General features: G+C 61.7%; 16 protein-coding genes. 9 read left to right on the forward strand and 7 right to left on the reverse strand.

The annotated features are described in order from the left end of the window. Positions 1 to 106 precede the first annotated feature (106 nt). Complete coding sequence (locus ACR52_RS17540) at positions 107 to 1,528, reverse strand: amino acid permease (RefSeq protein ID WP_048726916.1); 1,422 nt, start codon at positions 1,526 to 1,528, stop codon at positions 107 to 109. 650 nt (positions 1,529 to 2,178) lie between these two features. Here ACR52_RS17540 and ACR52_RS30940 point away from each other — a divergent pair. After that, positions 2,179 to 2,316, forward strand: coding sequence for a hypothetical protein (locus tag ACR52_RS30940; RefSeq protein ID WP_048726918.1), 138 nt, complete (start codon positions 2,179 to 2,181; stop codon positions 2,314 to 2,316). A 73-nt stretch (positions 2,317 to 2,389) separates the two neighbouring features. Next, the gene (locus ACR52_RS17550) at positions 2,390 to 3,349 is read left to right on the forward strand and encodes a M29 family metallopeptidase (protein WP_048726922.1); all 960 of its coding nucleotides are present in this window, start codon (positions 2,390 to 2,392) and stop codon (positions 3,347 to 3,349) included. 245 nt (positions 3,350 to 3,594) lie between these two features. Here ACR52_RS17550 and rluB read toward each other — a convergent pair whose 3' ends face one another. The 6 genes from rluB to ACR52_RS17580 all read right to left on the reverse strand — a co-directional run bounded on the left by rluB (position 3,595) and on the right by ACR52_RS17580 (position 8,572). Beyond that, on the reverse strand, positions 3,595 to 4,839 hold the full coding sequence (gene rluB, locus ACR52_RS17555) for a 23S rRNA pseudouridine(2605) synthase RluB (protein WP_048726925.1): 1,245 nt from the start codon (positions 4,837 to 4,839) through the stop codon (positions 3,595 to 3,597). 144 nt (positions 4,840 to 4,983) lie between these two features. Next, positions 4,984 to 5,175, reverse strand: a complete 192-nt coding sequence (locus tag ACR52_RS17560) for a DUF1289 domain-containing protein (protein WP_048726928.1) — start codon at positions 5,173 to 5,175, stop codon at positions 4,984 to 4,986. A 120-nt stretch (positions 5,176 to 5,295) separates the two neighbouring features. Further along, the gene (scpB, locus tag ACR52_RS17565) at positions 5,296 to 6,234 is read right to left on the reverse strand and encodes an SMC-Scp complex subunit ScpB (RefSeq protein WP_048726930.1); all 939 of its coding nucleotides are present in this window, start codon (positions 6,232 to 6,234) and stop codon (positions 5,296 to 5,298) included. Between the two features lie 12 nt (positions 6,235 to 6,246). Then, a complete protein-coding gene (locus tag ACR52_RS17570) occupies positions 6,247 to 6,945 on the reverse strand; it encodes a segregation and condensation protein A (RefSeq protein WP_173439289.1) in 699 nt (232 codons plus the stop codon). Positions 6,946 to 7,065: 120 nt separating this feature from the next. Next, a complete protein-coding gene (locus ACR52_RS17575; RefSeq protein ID WP_048726935.1) occupies positions 7,066 to 7,695 on the reverse strand; it encodes an L-threonylcarbamoyladenylate synthase in 630 nt (209 codons plus the stop codon). 13 nt (positions 7,696 to 7,708) lie between these two features. Beyond that, entirely contained in the window at positions 7,709 to 8,572 is an 864-nt protein-coding gene (locus ACR52_RS17580; protein WP_048726937.1) for a PHP domain-containing protein, read from the reverse strand. 87 nt (positions 8,573 to 8,659) lie between these two features. Here ACR52_RS17580 and ACR52_RS17585 point away from each other — a divergent pair, with 87 nt between their 5' ends. The 7 genes from ACR52_RS17585 to ACR52_RS17615 all read left to right on the forward strand — a co-directional run bounded on the left by ACR52_RS17585 (position 8,660) and on the right by ACR52_RS17615 (position 14,219). Continuing rightward, on the forward strand, positions 8,660 to 9,256 hold the full coding sequence (locus tag ACR52_RS17585; protein WP_048726940.1) for a septation protein A: 597 nt from the start codon (positions 8,660 to 8,662) through the stop codon (positions 9,254 to 9,256). 1 nt (position 9,257) lies between these two features. Next, the gene (locus tag ACR52_RS17590; RefSeq protein WP_048726942.1) at positions 9,258 to 9,557 is read left to right on the forward strand and encodes a YciI family protein; all 300 of its coding nucleotides are present in this window, start codon (positions 9,258 to 9,260) and stop codon (positions 9,555 to 9,557) included. A 120-nt stretch (positions 9,558 to 9,677) separates the two neighbouring features. Further along, on the forward strand, positions 9,678 to 10,085 hold the full coding sequence (locus ACR52_RS17595; protein ID WP_048726945.1) for a translation initiation factor 2: 408 nt from the start codon (positions 9,678 to 9,680) through the stop codon (positions 10,083 to 10,085). A 7-nt stretch (positions 10,086 to 10,092) separates the two neighbouring features. Continuing rightward, a complete protein-coding gene (locus tag ACR52_RS17600) occupies positions 10,093 to 10,770 on the forward strand; it encodes a response regulator transcription factor (RefSeq protein ID WP_048726947.1) in 678 nt (225 codons plus the stop codon). A gap of 183 nt (positions 10,771 to 10,953) precedes the next feature. After that, the gene (locus ACR52_RS17605; RefSeq protein ID WP_048726950.1) at positions 10,954 to 11,418 is read left to right on the forward strand and encodes an LTXXQ domain protein; all 465 of its coding nucleotides are present in this window, start codon (positions 10,954 to 10,956) and stop codon (positions 11,416 to 11,418) included. A 68-nt stretch (positions 11,419 to 11,486) separates the two neighbouring features. Beyond that, positions 11,487 to 12,830, forward strand: a complete 1,344-nt coding sequence (locus tag ACR52_RS17610) for a sensor histidine kinase (RefSeq protein WP_048726952.1) — start codon at positions 11,487 to 11,489, stop codon at positions 12,828 to 12,830. Positions 12,831 to 12,869: 39 nt separating this feature from the next. Beyond that, a complete protein-coding gene (locus ACR52_RS17615; protein WP_048726954.1) occupies positions 12,870 to 14,219 on the forward strand; it encodes a CoA transferase in 1,350 nt (449 codons plus the stop codon). Positions 14,220 to 14,257 lie beyond the last annotated feature (38 nt).

A 14,257-nucleotide genomic window follows, 5' to 3' on the forward strand; every position in this document is an offset into this window, starting at 1 on the left:
GAGGACCTCCAGTAGAGCGTCGATGAAAAACGAGGCGCGAGTTTAACCTGCCCGCACCCACAAAAAACCCGGCAAGGCGCCGGGTTTTCTGTTTATGGGTAACGTCCTACTCCAGAACGGTCTCCACCGTGCCAAGGGCCGCCTGCGCCTTTCGCTTGTTCTTGATCAAGTAGCACACCCACATAAACGCCACCCACACCGGGATCGCATATACCGAGCGGTCAATGCCCGGGATCATCAACATCGTCCCCAGGATAAACACCACGAAGGCGATGCAGACGAGGTTGCCATACGGATACCACAGCGCCTTGAACAACGGCACCTGGCCGGTGCGGTTCATGTGCTGGCGGAACTTGAAGTGAGAGAAGCTGATCATCGCCCAGTTGATCACCAGCGTGGCCACGACCAGTGACATCAACAGTTCCAGCGCGTGTTGCGGGATCAGGTAGTTCATCAGCACGGCCACCAGGGTGACCGCCGCCGAGGCGAGGATCGAACGCACCGGCACGCCGCGCTTGTCGATCTTGGCCAGGGCGCGAGGTGCGTCACCCTGCTCGGCCATGCCCAGCAGCATACGGCTGTTGCAGTAGGTGCCGCTGTTGTACACCGACAGTGCGGCCGTCAGCACCACGAAGTTGAGGATATGCGCGGCAGTGTTGCTGCCGAGCATCGAGAACACCTGCACGAAAGGGCTACCACTGTAGGCATCGCCGGAGGCATTAAGGCTCGCCAGCAGGCTGTCCCACGGCGTCAGCGACAACAGCACCACCAGGGCGCCGATGTAGAAAATCAGGATGCGGTAGATCACCTGGTTGATTGCCTTGGGGATCACGGTGCGTGGCTGGTCGGCTTCAGCCGCAGTAAAACCGAGCATTTCCAGGCCGCCAAAGGAGAACATGATGATCGCCATCGCCATCACCAACCCGCCGACGCCATGGGGGAAGAAGCCGCCGTGCTCCCACAGGTTGCTCACCGAGGCTTGCGGGCCGCCGCTGCCGCTGACCAGCAAGTAGCTGCCCAGGGCGATCATGCCGACGATGGCCACCACCTTGATGATGGCGAACCAGAATTCGGCCTCACCGAAGACTTTGACGTTGGCCAGGTTAATCACGTTGATCAGCACGAAGAACGCCGCCGCCGAGACCCAGGTCGGGATCTCCGGCCACCAGTAGTGCACGTATTTACCGACGGCCGTCAGCTCCGACATGCCCACCAGGATGTACAGGATCCAGCAGTTCCAGCCCGACAGGAAGCCGGCGAAACCGCCCCAGTACTTGTGGGCAAAGTGACTGAAGGAGCCGGCGACCGGCTCTTCGACAATCATTTCGCCGAGCTGGCGCATGATCATGAAGGCGATAAAGCCGCAGATGGCATAACCCAGGATCATCGATGGGCCGGCAGATTTGAGCACCCCGGCCGAGCCGAGGAACAGGCCGGTGCCGATGGCGCCACCGAGGGCGATCAACTGGATATGCCGATTTTTCAGGCCGCGTTTCAGCTCGCCTGAAGGGGAATGGGGTCCACTCATGAAAAGGGTCTCACGCAAGGTTTGAGAATGTTGAATGCAGGTTGCTGACTTGATGTCCGACTCAAGCAGCGCCGCTCAAACCCCAGCGCAGGCACCAGGAGTACAGCGTCTTTCTAACGGTCATGCGTCACCTGTTTGTTTTTATCTGTGACGAAATCGAACCCGTCCGGCTCGTGGCCAGGCGGAGTGATCAGGGGTCGTAAACCCTGAGGTCTTGGCCTTTTGCGTAGGTACGCAAGGGGCGTCACAGTAAAACGCGGCGCATTGTACACCGCTCGACCGCTTCGCAACGCACCAGCAAAGCGCGCGCGACAATCTGTCAGGTATTGCTTACAGCCGGACCAGGCCCCGATATGACTGACCTGGATCGTAAATTTATCGTTACATCTCGGAAATTAAACGTTACAGCCAAGGTAAATCGGGCACCTAACGGAAAATTGTCGGTAGGGAATTTCTGACCGTTCAGTCCAGCCATCGCGCTGTTTTTTTTGAATAAAAAACAACGGAGGGAAAATAGAACAAAAAATCCGAATGAGACCGTGTCAATAAATTTTTTGCATTCCGAAACACTCTCCCCTAGGTTCGTTCCACTTGCTCAGCGAAGCCCGCTGGCAAGCCGTTCTCAAACAACGTCCTCTAGGAGATACACCATGCAAGCACTGGAAAACGCCCTGGAAACCGAACTGCAACTCGACGATTGGTTTGAAGCGCCGACCCATGAGGCCGCCGTTGAAATGATGCAAGCCGATGCCGTTGTGCCCTTTGGCACCGCGATGTGGCCTTTCTAACACCCGGCAGGCATCCGGCAGGTGCTGTGCACGGCATCTGCCCCCTTACCCCAGGCACAGAAGGATATACGTCATGGACAAGGCCCGCGCCGTCGAACATTTCCTCTACTACCTCGCTCACCACCCGGCCCTCAACGGCCTGAGCCGCCCTACCGTACTGCTGGGCCACACCGAGCGCTACGACGCTATCGCCCACGCGATCACTCACAGCAGCGCCGCCCGATTCAACTTCCAGGTGCAGCGCCTGGACCTGGCCGCCAGCGATTCCCTGGCCCAGGCCATCGAAGCCTGCGACCTGTACCTGTTTCTCTACGACGCCTCGACCCTGCCCAACCCACGCGCCGAAGGCCCGGACTTCATCCGCGCCTTGCAGGGCGTGATGGCCGAACACTGGAAGAAATCCCTGCTGTTCAAGGATTACGGCGACTATTTCTACGACACGTTCAGCGTCGAACCGCAGCGGATAGCCGACCTCAACGCCACGCTGATCCGGCGCATGTCCGAGGCCACGGTGCTGAGTTTTACCGACGAGCACGGCTCACGCCTGGAAGCGCCGATGAGCAGCATCAAGAAGTGGACCAATATCAACGGCGTCGGCAACCACGACCTGGCCCCCGGCGAAATCGCCACCCACAGCGAGGCCATCAATGGCCAGGTAAGGTTTGTCGGCACCTTTCTCAGCACCATCCCGTTCGCACGCAAATACGGCGTGCTGCAATCACCGCTGGAACTGTGGATCGAGAACTCGACCATCTGCAGCGTAGCCAGCGATGTGCCGGGGCTGGCAGATGATTTCAACAAGTACCTGAACGCCAACCCGTCCAACCGCCGCGTGGAGGAACTGGGGATTGGTACCAATGAAGGGGTCAAGGACCTGTATGCGCGTAATGCGGGGTTTGAAGAACGCCATTGCGGGTTGCACCTGGGCCTGGGCGGTGGGCAGAAAGGCAGTCATCACCTGGATTTGATCTTTGCCAGTGGGGTGTTGGCCCTCGACGATAAACCAGTATTTGATGGCACATTTGCGTTCTGAATGCAGACACTCCCTTCTGTGGCGAGCGGGCTTGCCCCGCGTTGGGCGGCGAAGCCGCACCAAGCCCTGCAGTTGATTTCTACCTGACACAACGCGGTGACCTTCTGGGGCCGCTGCGCAGCCCAACGCGGGACAAGCCCGCTCACCACAATGAACTGCACGGCAGTTGAGTGAGTAATTTCAGCCGAAAATCTTGCAAAAAAAAACGCCAACCCTAGGGTTGGCGTTTTTGTGCAGCGTTTACATCACTGCGGCTTCTTGCGACCAAAACCAGGACGCTGACCGGAACCTGCCGGTGCGCCACGGCGCTTGCCCGACGGCTCATCAGCCACCAGCTTCAGGCCAGGACGCTTTTTCGGCGCAGGCTTGGCTGGGCGCTTGGTGTTGGCGCTGTCGGCCGGGCGATCGGACGGAGCACCACGGCCAGCTTCGCCACGGTTACCGCGACCGCCACTTGGCGCTTCGCCACGGCCGGCAGGACGCGGTGCGCGTGGAGCACGCTCGCCTTCCTGACGCGATGGTGCGGTTGGGCGACGCTCGCCTTCGATGTGCGGCTCACGGGAAATACGACCGCCGGTGGCCGGTGCATCCAGCGCGGGGCGCAGGGTGCGGGCAACACGTTCGGTACGGGCCACAGGACGCGACGATTTACGCTGCATACGCTCAAGCTTGTCTTTGCTCTTGGCGTTCATCTGCGGCATGGCGACCGGCGTCAGGCCAACTTCGGCGCTGAGGATGTCGACTTCGAACTGGCTCATTTCGCGCCAGCGGCCCATCGGCAGGTCGGAGTTGAGGAACACCGGGCCGAAACGCACGCGCTTCAAGCGGCTGACCACCAGGCCCTGGGATTCCCACAGGCGACGCACTTCACGGTTACGGCCTTCCATCACCACGCAGTGGTACCAGTGGTTGAAACCTTCGCCACCGGGAGCCTGCTTGATGTCAGTGAACTTGGCCGGGCCGTCTTCCAGCACCACGCCAGCCTTGAGGCGCGCAATCATCTCGTCATCGACTTCACCGCGTACACGCACAGCGTACTCGCGGTCCATCTCGTAGGACGGGTGCATCAGGCGGTTAGCCAGTTCACCGTCGGTGGTGAACATCAGCAAGCCGGTGGTGTTGATGTCGAGACGACCGATGTTGATCCAGCGGCCTTCTTTGGGCTTGGGCATCTTGTCGAACACGGTCGGACGGCCTTCCGGGTCGTCACGGGTGCAGATCTCGCCATCGGGCTTGTTGTACATGATGACGCGGCGTACGGATTCGTCAGCCTCGACACGCTTGATGACCTTGCCATCAATGGTGATTGCATCGTGCAAGTCGACGCGCTGGCCAAGGGTGGCCTCAACGCCGTTGACCTTGATGCGCTTCTGGGTGATCCAGGCTTCGACGTCGCGGCGTGAGCCCACGCCGATACGCGCCAGCACCTTTTGCAGTTTTTCGCCTGCTGGGCCGATTTCCTGGCTGTCGTTCTGGTCTTTGTCGTTCATCTTAAGCACCTCCCGGTGGGTCGATTCAGGCGTGGCCTGAAGAGTGTTGAAAGCGGGGCTTTGGGCGAATAGATCGCCAAAGGGTCGCGAATCATACGCGCATGGCGCGCGTTGCGCATCAGAGACTAGTCGATAAGTGCCTGGTCATTTGCTTTTCCGCCGACCGGTGGCGCCCAGGGCCAGGAGTCGCAGTTCGGCTTCGGCCAGAACCGTGCGTTTATCGGCTTTGTCGAGTTTCTTCCAGGCGCGGATCTCGCGCTTGCTGCGGCCGCAGCCGACGCAGATGTCGTCGCTGAATGTGCAGATGCTGATGCAGGGGTCTTTGGTTGAAATCATCACCACAACTCTCGTTCCCACGCTCAGCGTGGTAATGCATCCCGTGACGCTGCGCGTCACAAGCGGACGCAGAGCGTCCAAGGCGGCATTCCCACGCGGAGCGTGGGAACGATCAACGGTTCAGTCTTCGAACTGGCGCCGCTCGTTTTCGATGGCTTCGGCCAGGGCGCGGGCTTCGTCCTCTTCATCGTTCAACGGCGGCTGCTCGAGGGCTGCGACGGCGGCAAGCAGTTTCTCGCGGGCTTCGGCGACGCCGAGGATGTCTTCCTCGGGCTCGGGCTCGGGTTCAACTTCGACCGCAGGCTCCGTTTCAACGTTCACCTCCGCTTCCGGCTCGACAGCACCGTCACGCAGCAAATCGTCGAAGTCGGTCTTGATTCCCAGCTCCATGTCGTCCAGTTCCAGCAACAAGGTGTGGAAACTGGTTTCGTCCTTCGGCTCTTCCGGCTCGGCAGTAGCGTCGGCCAGTTCCTGCAAACTCGCAGGGACCGGGGCGTCGTCGAAGTCGAGCACCGGCTCGACTTCCATTTCGCGCAGTTCGGCCAGAGGCGGCAGGTCGTCTAGGTTCTTCAGGTTGAAGTGGTCGAGGAACACCTTGGTGGTGGCGAACATCGCCGGTTTGCCGGGCACGTCGCGGTAGCCGACGATACGAATCCATTCGCGCTCCAGCAGCGTCTTGACGATATGGCTGTTGACCGCCACGCCCCGCACGTCCTCGATCTCGCCCCGGGTGATCGGCTGGCGATAGGCGATCAGCGCCATGGTCTCCAGCATCGCCCGTGAATAACGCTGTGGGCGTTCTTCCCACAAGCGGCCGACCCACGGGGAAAATTTCTCACGGATCTGCAGGCGATAACCCGACGCTACTTCGCGCAGTTCAAAGGCACGGCCGTCGCAGGACTTGCGCAAAATCTCCAGCGCCTTCTTGAACACCGGCGGTTCCGGACGTTCGGCTTCTTCAAAGAGTTCGAACAGGCGCTCCAGGGATTGCGGCTTACCCGAGGCCAGAAGAAAGGCCTCCAGCAGCGGGGCCAGTTCGCGGGGTTCAGTCAGATTCATCGATTCAGCTCTTTATTCGGCTCGCGCCCGCACGTGGATAGCCGCAAAAGGCTCATTCTGGACCAACTCGACCAAGGATTCCTTGACCAGTTCGAGGACCGCCATAAAGGTCACCACCACCCCCAAGCGCCCTTCCTCTTTGGTAAACAGCTCGACAAACGGCACAAACCCCCCGCCCTTGAGGCGTTCCAGCACATCACTCATGCGCTCGCGGGTCGACAGGGCCTCGCGGCTGACCTGGTGATGTTCAAACATGTCACCACGGCGCAGCACTTCGGCCATGGACATCAACAGTTCTTCCAGGCTCACGTCCGGCAACAACTTGCGCGCACGGGCTTCCGGGGCGTCGAGCTTGGGCACCACCACGTCGCGACCAACGCGACTCAAGCCGTCGATGCCTTCGGCAGCGGCCTTGAAGCGTTCGTACTCCTGCAGGCGGCGGATCAGTTCGGCGCGCGGGTCATCCTCTTCGGCTTCGATCGTCTCCGAGCGCGGCAACAGCATGCGCGACTTGATCTCGGCGAGCATGGCGGCCATCACCAGGTACTCGGCGGCCAGTTCCAGGCGCACCGACTGCATCAGCTCGACATACCCCATGTACTGGCGGGTGATTTCCGCCACGGGGATGTCGAGAATGTTGATGTTCTGTTTGCGGATCAGGTACAGCAGCAAGTCCAGCGGGCCTTCGAAGGCTTCAAGGAAGACTTCCAGCGCATCCGGCGGGATGTACAAATCCAGCGGCATTTCCAGCACGGCCTGGCCGTAGACCATGGCAAACGGCAGTTCCTGCTGCGCACCCGCCTGGCTGTCGACGGTTTCCACGACCGACATTCAGGCCTCGACCATAAACGGGGTCGGGTCGCCGCAGCCCACACGCACCACTTCCGGCTCGCCATCGGCCAGGTTGATCACCGTAGAGGCTTTGCCGCCGCCGAAACCGCCGTCGATGATCAGGTCCACCTGCTTTTCCAGCAGTTGGCGCATTTCGTAGGGGTCTTCCAGCGGCTCGGTGTCGCCCGGCATGATCAACGACACGCTCATCAGCGGCTCACCCAACTCGGCGAGCAACGCCAGGGCAATCGGGTGCTCCGGCACACGCAGGCCAATGGTGCGCTTTTTCGGGTGCAGCAACAGGCGCGGCACTTCGCGGGTGGCGTTGAGAATAAAGGTGTAAGGGCCGGGCGTGTGGGCCTTGAGCAGGCGGAACGTGCCGGTGTCGACCTTGGCGAACAGCCCCAACTGGGACAGGTCGCTGCAGATCAGCGCGAAGTTGTGATTCTTGTCCAGGTCACGCAAGCGCCTGACCCGCTCCACGGCGCCCTTGTCGCCGATCTGGCAACCGATGGCGTAGGACGAGTCCGTTGGATAGATCACCACACCGCCGGCGCGAATGATCTCCACGGCCTGTTTGATCAGGCGAGGTTGAGGGTTTTCCGGATGAATCTGGAAGAATTGACTCACGTGTTCTACCTGTTCAGACGGTGGCAATAATGGGGTCATGCTTGAATCGCCCCCACAAGAGCGGCAAGTCTTCCGGGACGGGGCGATACTCGCCGATCTCGGACCAGCCGCCTGGGCCATGAAAATCACTGCCGGCGCTGACCAGCAGACCAAATTCGCGGGCAAGAATCGCCAGGCTGCCCACCTGTTCGGCGGGTTGATGCCCGTTGACCACTTCGATTGCGTGGCCGCCCGCTCCAATATAGTCGCCAATCAGCTTGCGGCGCTTGCTGCGGGTGAAATCGTAATGCCAGGGGTGCGCCAGGCTGACCCAGGCCCCGGAGGCCCGCAGGGTCTCGACGGTGTCTTCCAGGGTCGGCCAATGCTGCTTGACGTCGCCCAACTTGCCGGCACCCAGCCATTTGCGGAAGGCTTCGGCGCGATCCTTGACAAAACCTTCACGCACCATCCAGTCGGCAAAGTGCGGACGGGCCGGTGCATTGCCGCTATCGCCCAGCTCCTGCTGGATGGCGCGGGCGCCTTCGAGGGCGTTGGGCATGCCTTTGAGGCTGAGTTTTCGGCTTATTTCTTCGGACCGCAGCCAGCGGCCATCGTGCAATTGGGCGATGGCGGCCACCAACGCCGGGGCGTTTTGATCGAAGCCGTAGCCAAGCACATGGATGGTTGCGCCGCCCCAGGTGCAGGACAATTCAACGCCGTTGACCAGTTGCATGCCCAGGGCATGCGCCGCCGTACGGGCCTCGTCGAGGCCTTCGAGGGTGTCGTGGTCGGTCAACGACAGGACTCGCACGCCTTTTTCAAACGCACGCGCAACCAGTACCGCGGGCGCGAGAGCGCCGTCGGAGGCCGTGCTGTGGCAGTGCAAATCAACATTCACGGGAGTGTGTAACCTCAAGTCAGCTGGCGCTTTCGCTACCAAGGATGTTTGTTATTATGCCGCCACATCCAGCTTCTGGCTCTTACTGTGAAACAATTCATCGACTTCATCCCGCTGTTGCTGTTTTTCATCGTTTACAAACTCGACCCTCGGGTCATCGATATCGCCGGCCATGAGCTGTCATTCGGAGGCATCTACAGTGCCACCGCAGTACTGATCATCAGCTCGCTCGTGGTCTACGGCGCCCTCTTCATCTCCCAGCGCAAACTGGAAAAAAGCCAATGGCTGACCCTGGTCGCGTGCCTGGTCTTCGGTAGCCTGACCCTGGCCTTCCACAGCGAAACCTTCCTTAAATGGAAAGCCCCGGTGGTGAACTGGCTGTTCGCCCTGGCCTTCATCGGCAGCCACTTCATCGGTGATCGCCTGCTGATCAAGCGGATCATGGGCCACGCACTGACCCTGCCGGAGCCGGTCTGGACGCGTTTGAACGTAGCCTGGATCGTATTTTTCCTGTTCTGCGGCGCCGCCAACCTGTTCGTGGCCTTTACCTTCCAGAGCTACTGGGTCGACTTCAAAGTGTTCGGCAGCCTGGGCATGACCTTGTTGTTCCTGGTTGGCCAAGGCATCTACCTGTCGCGCCACCTGCATGACACCGACCCTACTACGCCGAAAACCGAGGACTGACATGCTCTACGCCATCATTGCTACCGACGTCGCCAACTCGCTGGAAAAACGCCTGAGCGTGCGCCCCGCCCACGTCGAACGCCTGAAAGTGCTGCAAACCGAAGGCCGCATCGTGCTCGCCGGCCCGCACCCGGCGGTCGACAGCAATGACCCGGGCGAGGCCGGTTTCACCGGCAGCCTGATCGTCGCCGAGTTCGCGTCCCTGGCCGATGCCAAGGCCTGGGCCGATGCTGACCCGTATGTAGCGGCGGGCGTCTACGCCAATGTCGTGGTCAAGCCGTTCAAGCAAGTCCTGCCTTGACCTACCTTTGTTGAACCCGGTCGCGCCGAACCAATTGCGTTCGGCGCGCTCCTAATTGCTCATTATTCCCGGTAACCTGCCGACAACGTTCTGAATATTCGTGTGGAATCAGGAGTTCCGATGCGCTTACGTCAGTTGTGTCTGTTGGCAGTGTTAATGATCGGGGCTACGGCCCACGCTGAAGAAACCTCGAACACCGGCAGTTCCACGCCCCTGTCCTTGAGTGCCGGCAGCCAGATCACCGAATTGCAGCAACGCTTGAAAGAAAGCGAACGGCTGCGTGAAGAACTGAGCAAGCAACTGCAAACCGCAGACGCCGCACGCGAAAGTGCTCAACTGAATCGCTTGCGCCAGGAGAACCAACGCCTGGCCCAGCAACTCAAAGAGACACAGGGCGGCGCCTTGACCCGATGGCTGACCGAGCAACAGCAGTGGTTCGTCACCGGTGGGGCCGTCGCGCTGATCGCCTTGCTGTGCGGGATCTTCGCCAGCGGTGGGCACCGTCGCCGTCGACAATGGCTAAATTGAGTGAGTCATGAGCGAGCTGTTACTGATAGATGATGACCAGGAGCTCTGCGAGCTGCTGACCAGTTGGTTGAGCCAGGAAGGCTTCCAGGTGCGCGCCTGCCACGACGGTTTGAGCGCCCGCAAAGCCTTGGCCGACACCGCTCCGGCAGCGGTGGTACTCGACGTGATGCTGCCCGACGGCAGCGGCCTGGAGTTGCTCAAACAATTGCGCAACGACCACCCGGAATTGCCCGTGCTGATGCTCTCGGCCCGTGGCGAACCGCTGGACCGCATCCTCGGCCTGGAGTTGGGCGCCGACGATTACCTGGCCAAGCCCTGCGACCCGCGCGAACTGACCGCCCGCCTGCGCGCCGTATTACGCCGCAGCCACCCGGCCGCCGTGTCGAGCCAACTGGAATTGGGCGACCTGTGCTTCAGCCCGGTGCGCGGCGTGGTCAGCATCGATGATCAGGAATTCACCCTCACCGTCTCCGAAAGCCGCCTGCTCGAAGCCTTGCTGCGCCAGCCTGGCGAGCCGCTGGATAAACAGGAACTGGCGCAGATCGCCCTGGGCCGCAAACTGACCCTTTACGATCGCAGCCTGGACATGCACGTGAGCAACCTGCGCAAAAAAATCGGCCCGCACCAGGATGGCCGGCCACGGATCGTGGCGTTGCGCAGTCGCGGCTACTATTACAGCCTTTGAAGCAGCCGCAAGCTTCAAGCCTTAAGCTGCAAGCGAAAACGCTCCACTTGCAGCTTAAGGCTTGCAGCTTGCAACTGCCGCCCTCCCCTTACCAAACCTTTACCCTCCCCTGACCGCCGCTGACCTTGATCTCCGTAATCTACTCACATCCGGACTCACCGGAATAGAGACAGGAGAATCACCATGCGCAAGACCCTAATCGCTCTGATGTTCGCCGCTGCCCTGCCTACCGTTGCCATGGCCGCCATGCCCGAAGGCCCAGGCCCGATGGGCGGTCCTGAAGGCCACATGATGGGTGGCCCGGGCCACGGCGGTGAACACGGTCCGCGTGGCAAAGGTGGCCCGTTCAGCCAGCTGGACCTGAGCAAGGAACAGCGCCAGCAGATCGGCAGGCTGATGGGCGACCAATGGCACGCTCGCAAAGACCTGGTCAAAAAGTACCTGGACAAACTCCCGGCCGCTGACCAGAAAGCCATGCAAGACGAAATGGCTGCCGGCAAGCAGAAAACTCAGGCGGATATCCGCGCAGTGCTGAAACCCGATCAACAGAAGAAGTTCGACGAGATCGTCAAGAAGCAAGAACAGCGCCGCGCCGAGTGGAAGGAATTCCAGGCCTGGAAAGCGCAACAGCCGCAAAAAGCGCAATAATGCCCCCGCGTTAACGCTCCCAGCCCAGTGGCCCACGCCACTGGGCTTTTCCTGTTTGAGGGTTTCCTGTGCGTTCATTATTCTGGCGCATCCTGGCCAGTTTCTGGCTGGCCATCGCCTTGGTTGCCGGGCTGTCGATCCTGCTTGGGCACATGCTTAATCAAGATGCCTGGATTCTCAGCCGCCACCCCGGCCTCAATAACCTGGCCGAAGAGTGGACCCAACTCTACGAAGCCCAGGGCGAGGACGCTGCGCAGGACTTGCTGCAACAGCGCAAGCGCCAGTACCACATCGACGTGCAAGTGCTGAACGAAAGCGGCGAGCCCGTGGTGCGCGGCACCTTCCCGCGCCGCGCCGCCGCCTTCGAAGCACGGCAGAACGACAACAAGGACGGCCACCTGCCCTGGCGGCGCCTGACCGCCGAGTACACCAGCGACAAGACCGGCGACACCTACCTGCTGATCTACCGCATCCCCCACCCGGAACTGGACGCCTGGCACCGCAGCAGCCTGGTCTGGCCGTTGAGCGCGCTGGCGATTGCCCTGGTGGTGCTGACCCTGTTCAGCCTGCTGGTGACGCTGTCCATCACCCGCCCGTTGAGCCGCCTGCGCGGTGCGGTGCATGACCTCGGCCAGGCCACCTACCAGCAAAACAGCCTGGCGCGCCTGGCCAACCGGCGCGATGAGTTCGGCGTGCTGGCCACCGACTTCAACCGTATGGGCGCCCGCCTGCAGAGCCTCATCGGCAGCCAGCGCCAACTGCTGCGGGACGTGTCCCACGAACTGCGCTCGCCGCTGGCCCGCTTGCGTATCGCCCTGGCCCTGGCCGAACGCGCCAGCCCCGAAGAGCGCGAGAAACTCTGGCCGCGCCTGACCCGCGAATGCGACCGTCTCGAAGCGCTGATCAGCGAGATTCTGGTACTGGCCCGCGTCGATGCCGACAACGCCAGCGCTGAAGAAGTCGACCTCACCCCGCTGCTCAAGACCCTGCAAAAAGACGCCCAGCTCAGCGCGCCTGACCAGGTGGTGCACCTCACCGCCGAAACCGATCTGCACCTCAAGGGCTGGCCGACCATGATCGAACGCGCTGTGGATAACCTGCTGCGCAATGCCCAGCGTTTCAATCCGGTAGGCCAACCGATCGAGTTACAGGCCCAACGCCAGGGCGAACGGATTTTGATCAGCGTGCGCGATCACGGCCCCGGCGTGGAAGCCGAGCACCTCAGCCTGCTGGGCGAACCGTTCTATCGCGCGCCCGGCCAGACCGCCCAGGGCCACGGCCTGGGCCTGGCGATTGCACGGCGCGCAGCGGAGCGCCATGGCGGCCGCCTGATTCTGGCCAATCATGCCAACGGTGGTTTTATTGCAAGTCTCGACCTGCCCTTGGAGCCTGGGGTTGTCACACCGGTGTGATGATCTTTTTAGTGGCCCTTCTCTTACGGAGGGCCTTTGATGACTGACCTGCTGACTCCCATCCAAGCCGCACTCGATCTACCGCAAACGCCGCTGACCTTTACCGAGGCCGGCGCCCTGCCCTCGACCTTCGCCGTGACCGACCTGGCCAGCGCCAGCATCAGCGCCGCCGGCCAGGCCGTCGCCCAACTGATCCAGCATCAGACCGGGCGCTTGCCCAGCGTCAGTGTCGACCGGCGCCTTGCTTCCTTCTGGTTCTCGTCGTCGATTCGCCCGGTGGGCTGGCAAGTGCCACCGCTGTGGGACCCGGTGGCCGGTGACTATGCCAGCGCCGACGGCTGGATTCGCTTGCACACCAACGCGCCCCATCACCGTGCCGCCGCCGAACGGGTGCTCGGCAAGGTTGTCGACCGCGCCGAGATGGCCAGCAAGGTCGCCGCCTGGAACGCCGCCGAACTGGAGCAGACGATTGCCGATGAAGGCGGTTGTGCCGCGCAGATGCGTTCCTCGCAGGCCTGGCTGACTCATCCGCAGGGTCTGGCGGTGAATGCCGAGGATCTGGTCCAGCGCCAGACCTTCGAAACCCTCACCGACAAACCCTGGCTCGGCTCGGTGGCGCGCCCACTGGCCGGAATCAAGGTACTGGACCTGACCCGCGTACTGGCCGGTCCCGTGGCCAGTCGTTTCCTCGCTGGGTTGGGCGCGGATGTTCTGCGCATCGACTCACCCACCTGGAACGAACCGGGTGTGGTCCCTGAAATGACCCTGGGCAAACGCTGCGCGCGCCTTGACCTGAAAACCCCGGAAGGCCGGCAGGTTTTCGAAGGGTTGCTCAAGGACGCCGACATCCTCTTCCACGGCTACCGCGCCGATGCCCTGGAACAACTCGGCTACACCTCCCGCGAACTGCAACACCTTGCCCCCGGCCTCATCGACGTGAGCCTCAATGCCTACGGCTGGAGTGGCCCGTGGCGCAATCGCCGGGGGTTCGACAGCCTGGTGCAGATGAGCAGCGGGATCGCCGTTGCGGGCATGGCCTGGAAGCAGGCTGACAAACCGGTGCCACTGCCGTTGCAGGCGCTGGATCATGCAACCGGGTATTTGATGGCGGCCAGTGCGATCCAGGCGTTGAGCGAGCGATTGAAATCCGGCCGTGGCGGCTCGGCGCGGTTGTCATTGGCGCGCACGGCGAAGTTGTTGGTGGACGCGGGTCAGGTGCCGGAACAGCCGGCGCTGCGAGCCGAAGAGGCAGAGGATCAAGGGGTGGTGGAGGAACAAACCAGTTGGGGGCCGGCGCATCGATTGTTGCCGCCGGTGACCATCAGCGGCACACCGTTGCAGTGGGATTTGCCGGCGGGGGAATTGGGCTCGCATCGGCCGCAGTGGTGAGCTGACTACCGCTATCGCGAGCAAGCCCGCTCCCACAT

It is taken from the genome of Pseudomonas fildesensis, from assembly GCF_001050345.1.
Taxonomy (GTDB): Bacteria; Pseudomonadota; Gammaproteobacteria; order Pseudomonadales; family Pseudomonadaceae; genus Aquipseudomonas; species Aquipseudomonas fildesensis.

Excerpts from the sequence above, each read along its gene's own strand:
- ACR52_RS17540 (WP_048726916.1), bottom strand. The coding sequence starts at position 1,528 with ATGAGTGGACCCCATTCCCCTTCAGGCGAGCTGAAACGCGGCCTGAAA.
- ACR52_RS30940 (WP_048726918.1), top strand. The coding sequence starts at position 2,179 with ATGCAAGCACTGGAAAACGCCCTGGAAACCGAACTGCAACTCGACGAT.
- ACR52_RS17550 (WP_048726922.1), top strand. The coding sequence starts at position 2,390 with ATGGACAAGGCCCGCGCCGTCGAACATTTCCTCTACTACCTCGCTCAC.
- rluB (WP_048726925.1), bottom strand. The coding sequence starts at position 4,839 with ATGAACGACAAAGACCAGAACGACAGCCAGGAAATCGGCCCAGCAGGC.
- ACR52_RS17560 (WP_048726928.1), bottom strand. The coding sequence starts at position 5,175 with ATGATTTCAACCAAAGACCCCTGCATCAGCATCTGCACATTCAGCGAC.
- scpB (WP_048726930.1), bottom strand. The coding sequence starts at position 6,234 with ATGAATCTGACTGAACCCCGCGAACTGGCCCCGCTGCTGGAGGCCTTT.
- ACR52_RS17590 (WP_048726942.1), top strand. The coding sequence starts at position 9,258 with ATGCTCTACGCCATCATTGCTACCGACGTCGCCAACTCGCTGGAAAAA.
- ACR52_RS17595 (WP_048726945.1), top strand. The coding sequence starts at position 9,678 with ATGCGCTTACGTCAGTTGTGTCTGTTGGCAGTGTTAATGATCGGGGCT.
- ACR52_RS17600 (WP_048726947.1), top strand. The coding sequence starts at position 10,093 with ATGAGCGAGCTGTTACTGATAGATGATGACCAGGAGCTCTGCGAGCTG.
- ACR52_RS17605 (WP_048726950.1), top strand. The coding sequence starts at position 10,954 with ATGCGCAAGACCCTAATCGCTCTGATGTTCGCCGCTGCCCTGCCTACC.
- ACR52_RS17615 (WP_048726954.1), top strand. The coding sequence starts at position 12,870 with ATGACTGACCTGCTGACTCCCATCCAAGCCGCACTCGATCTACCGCAA.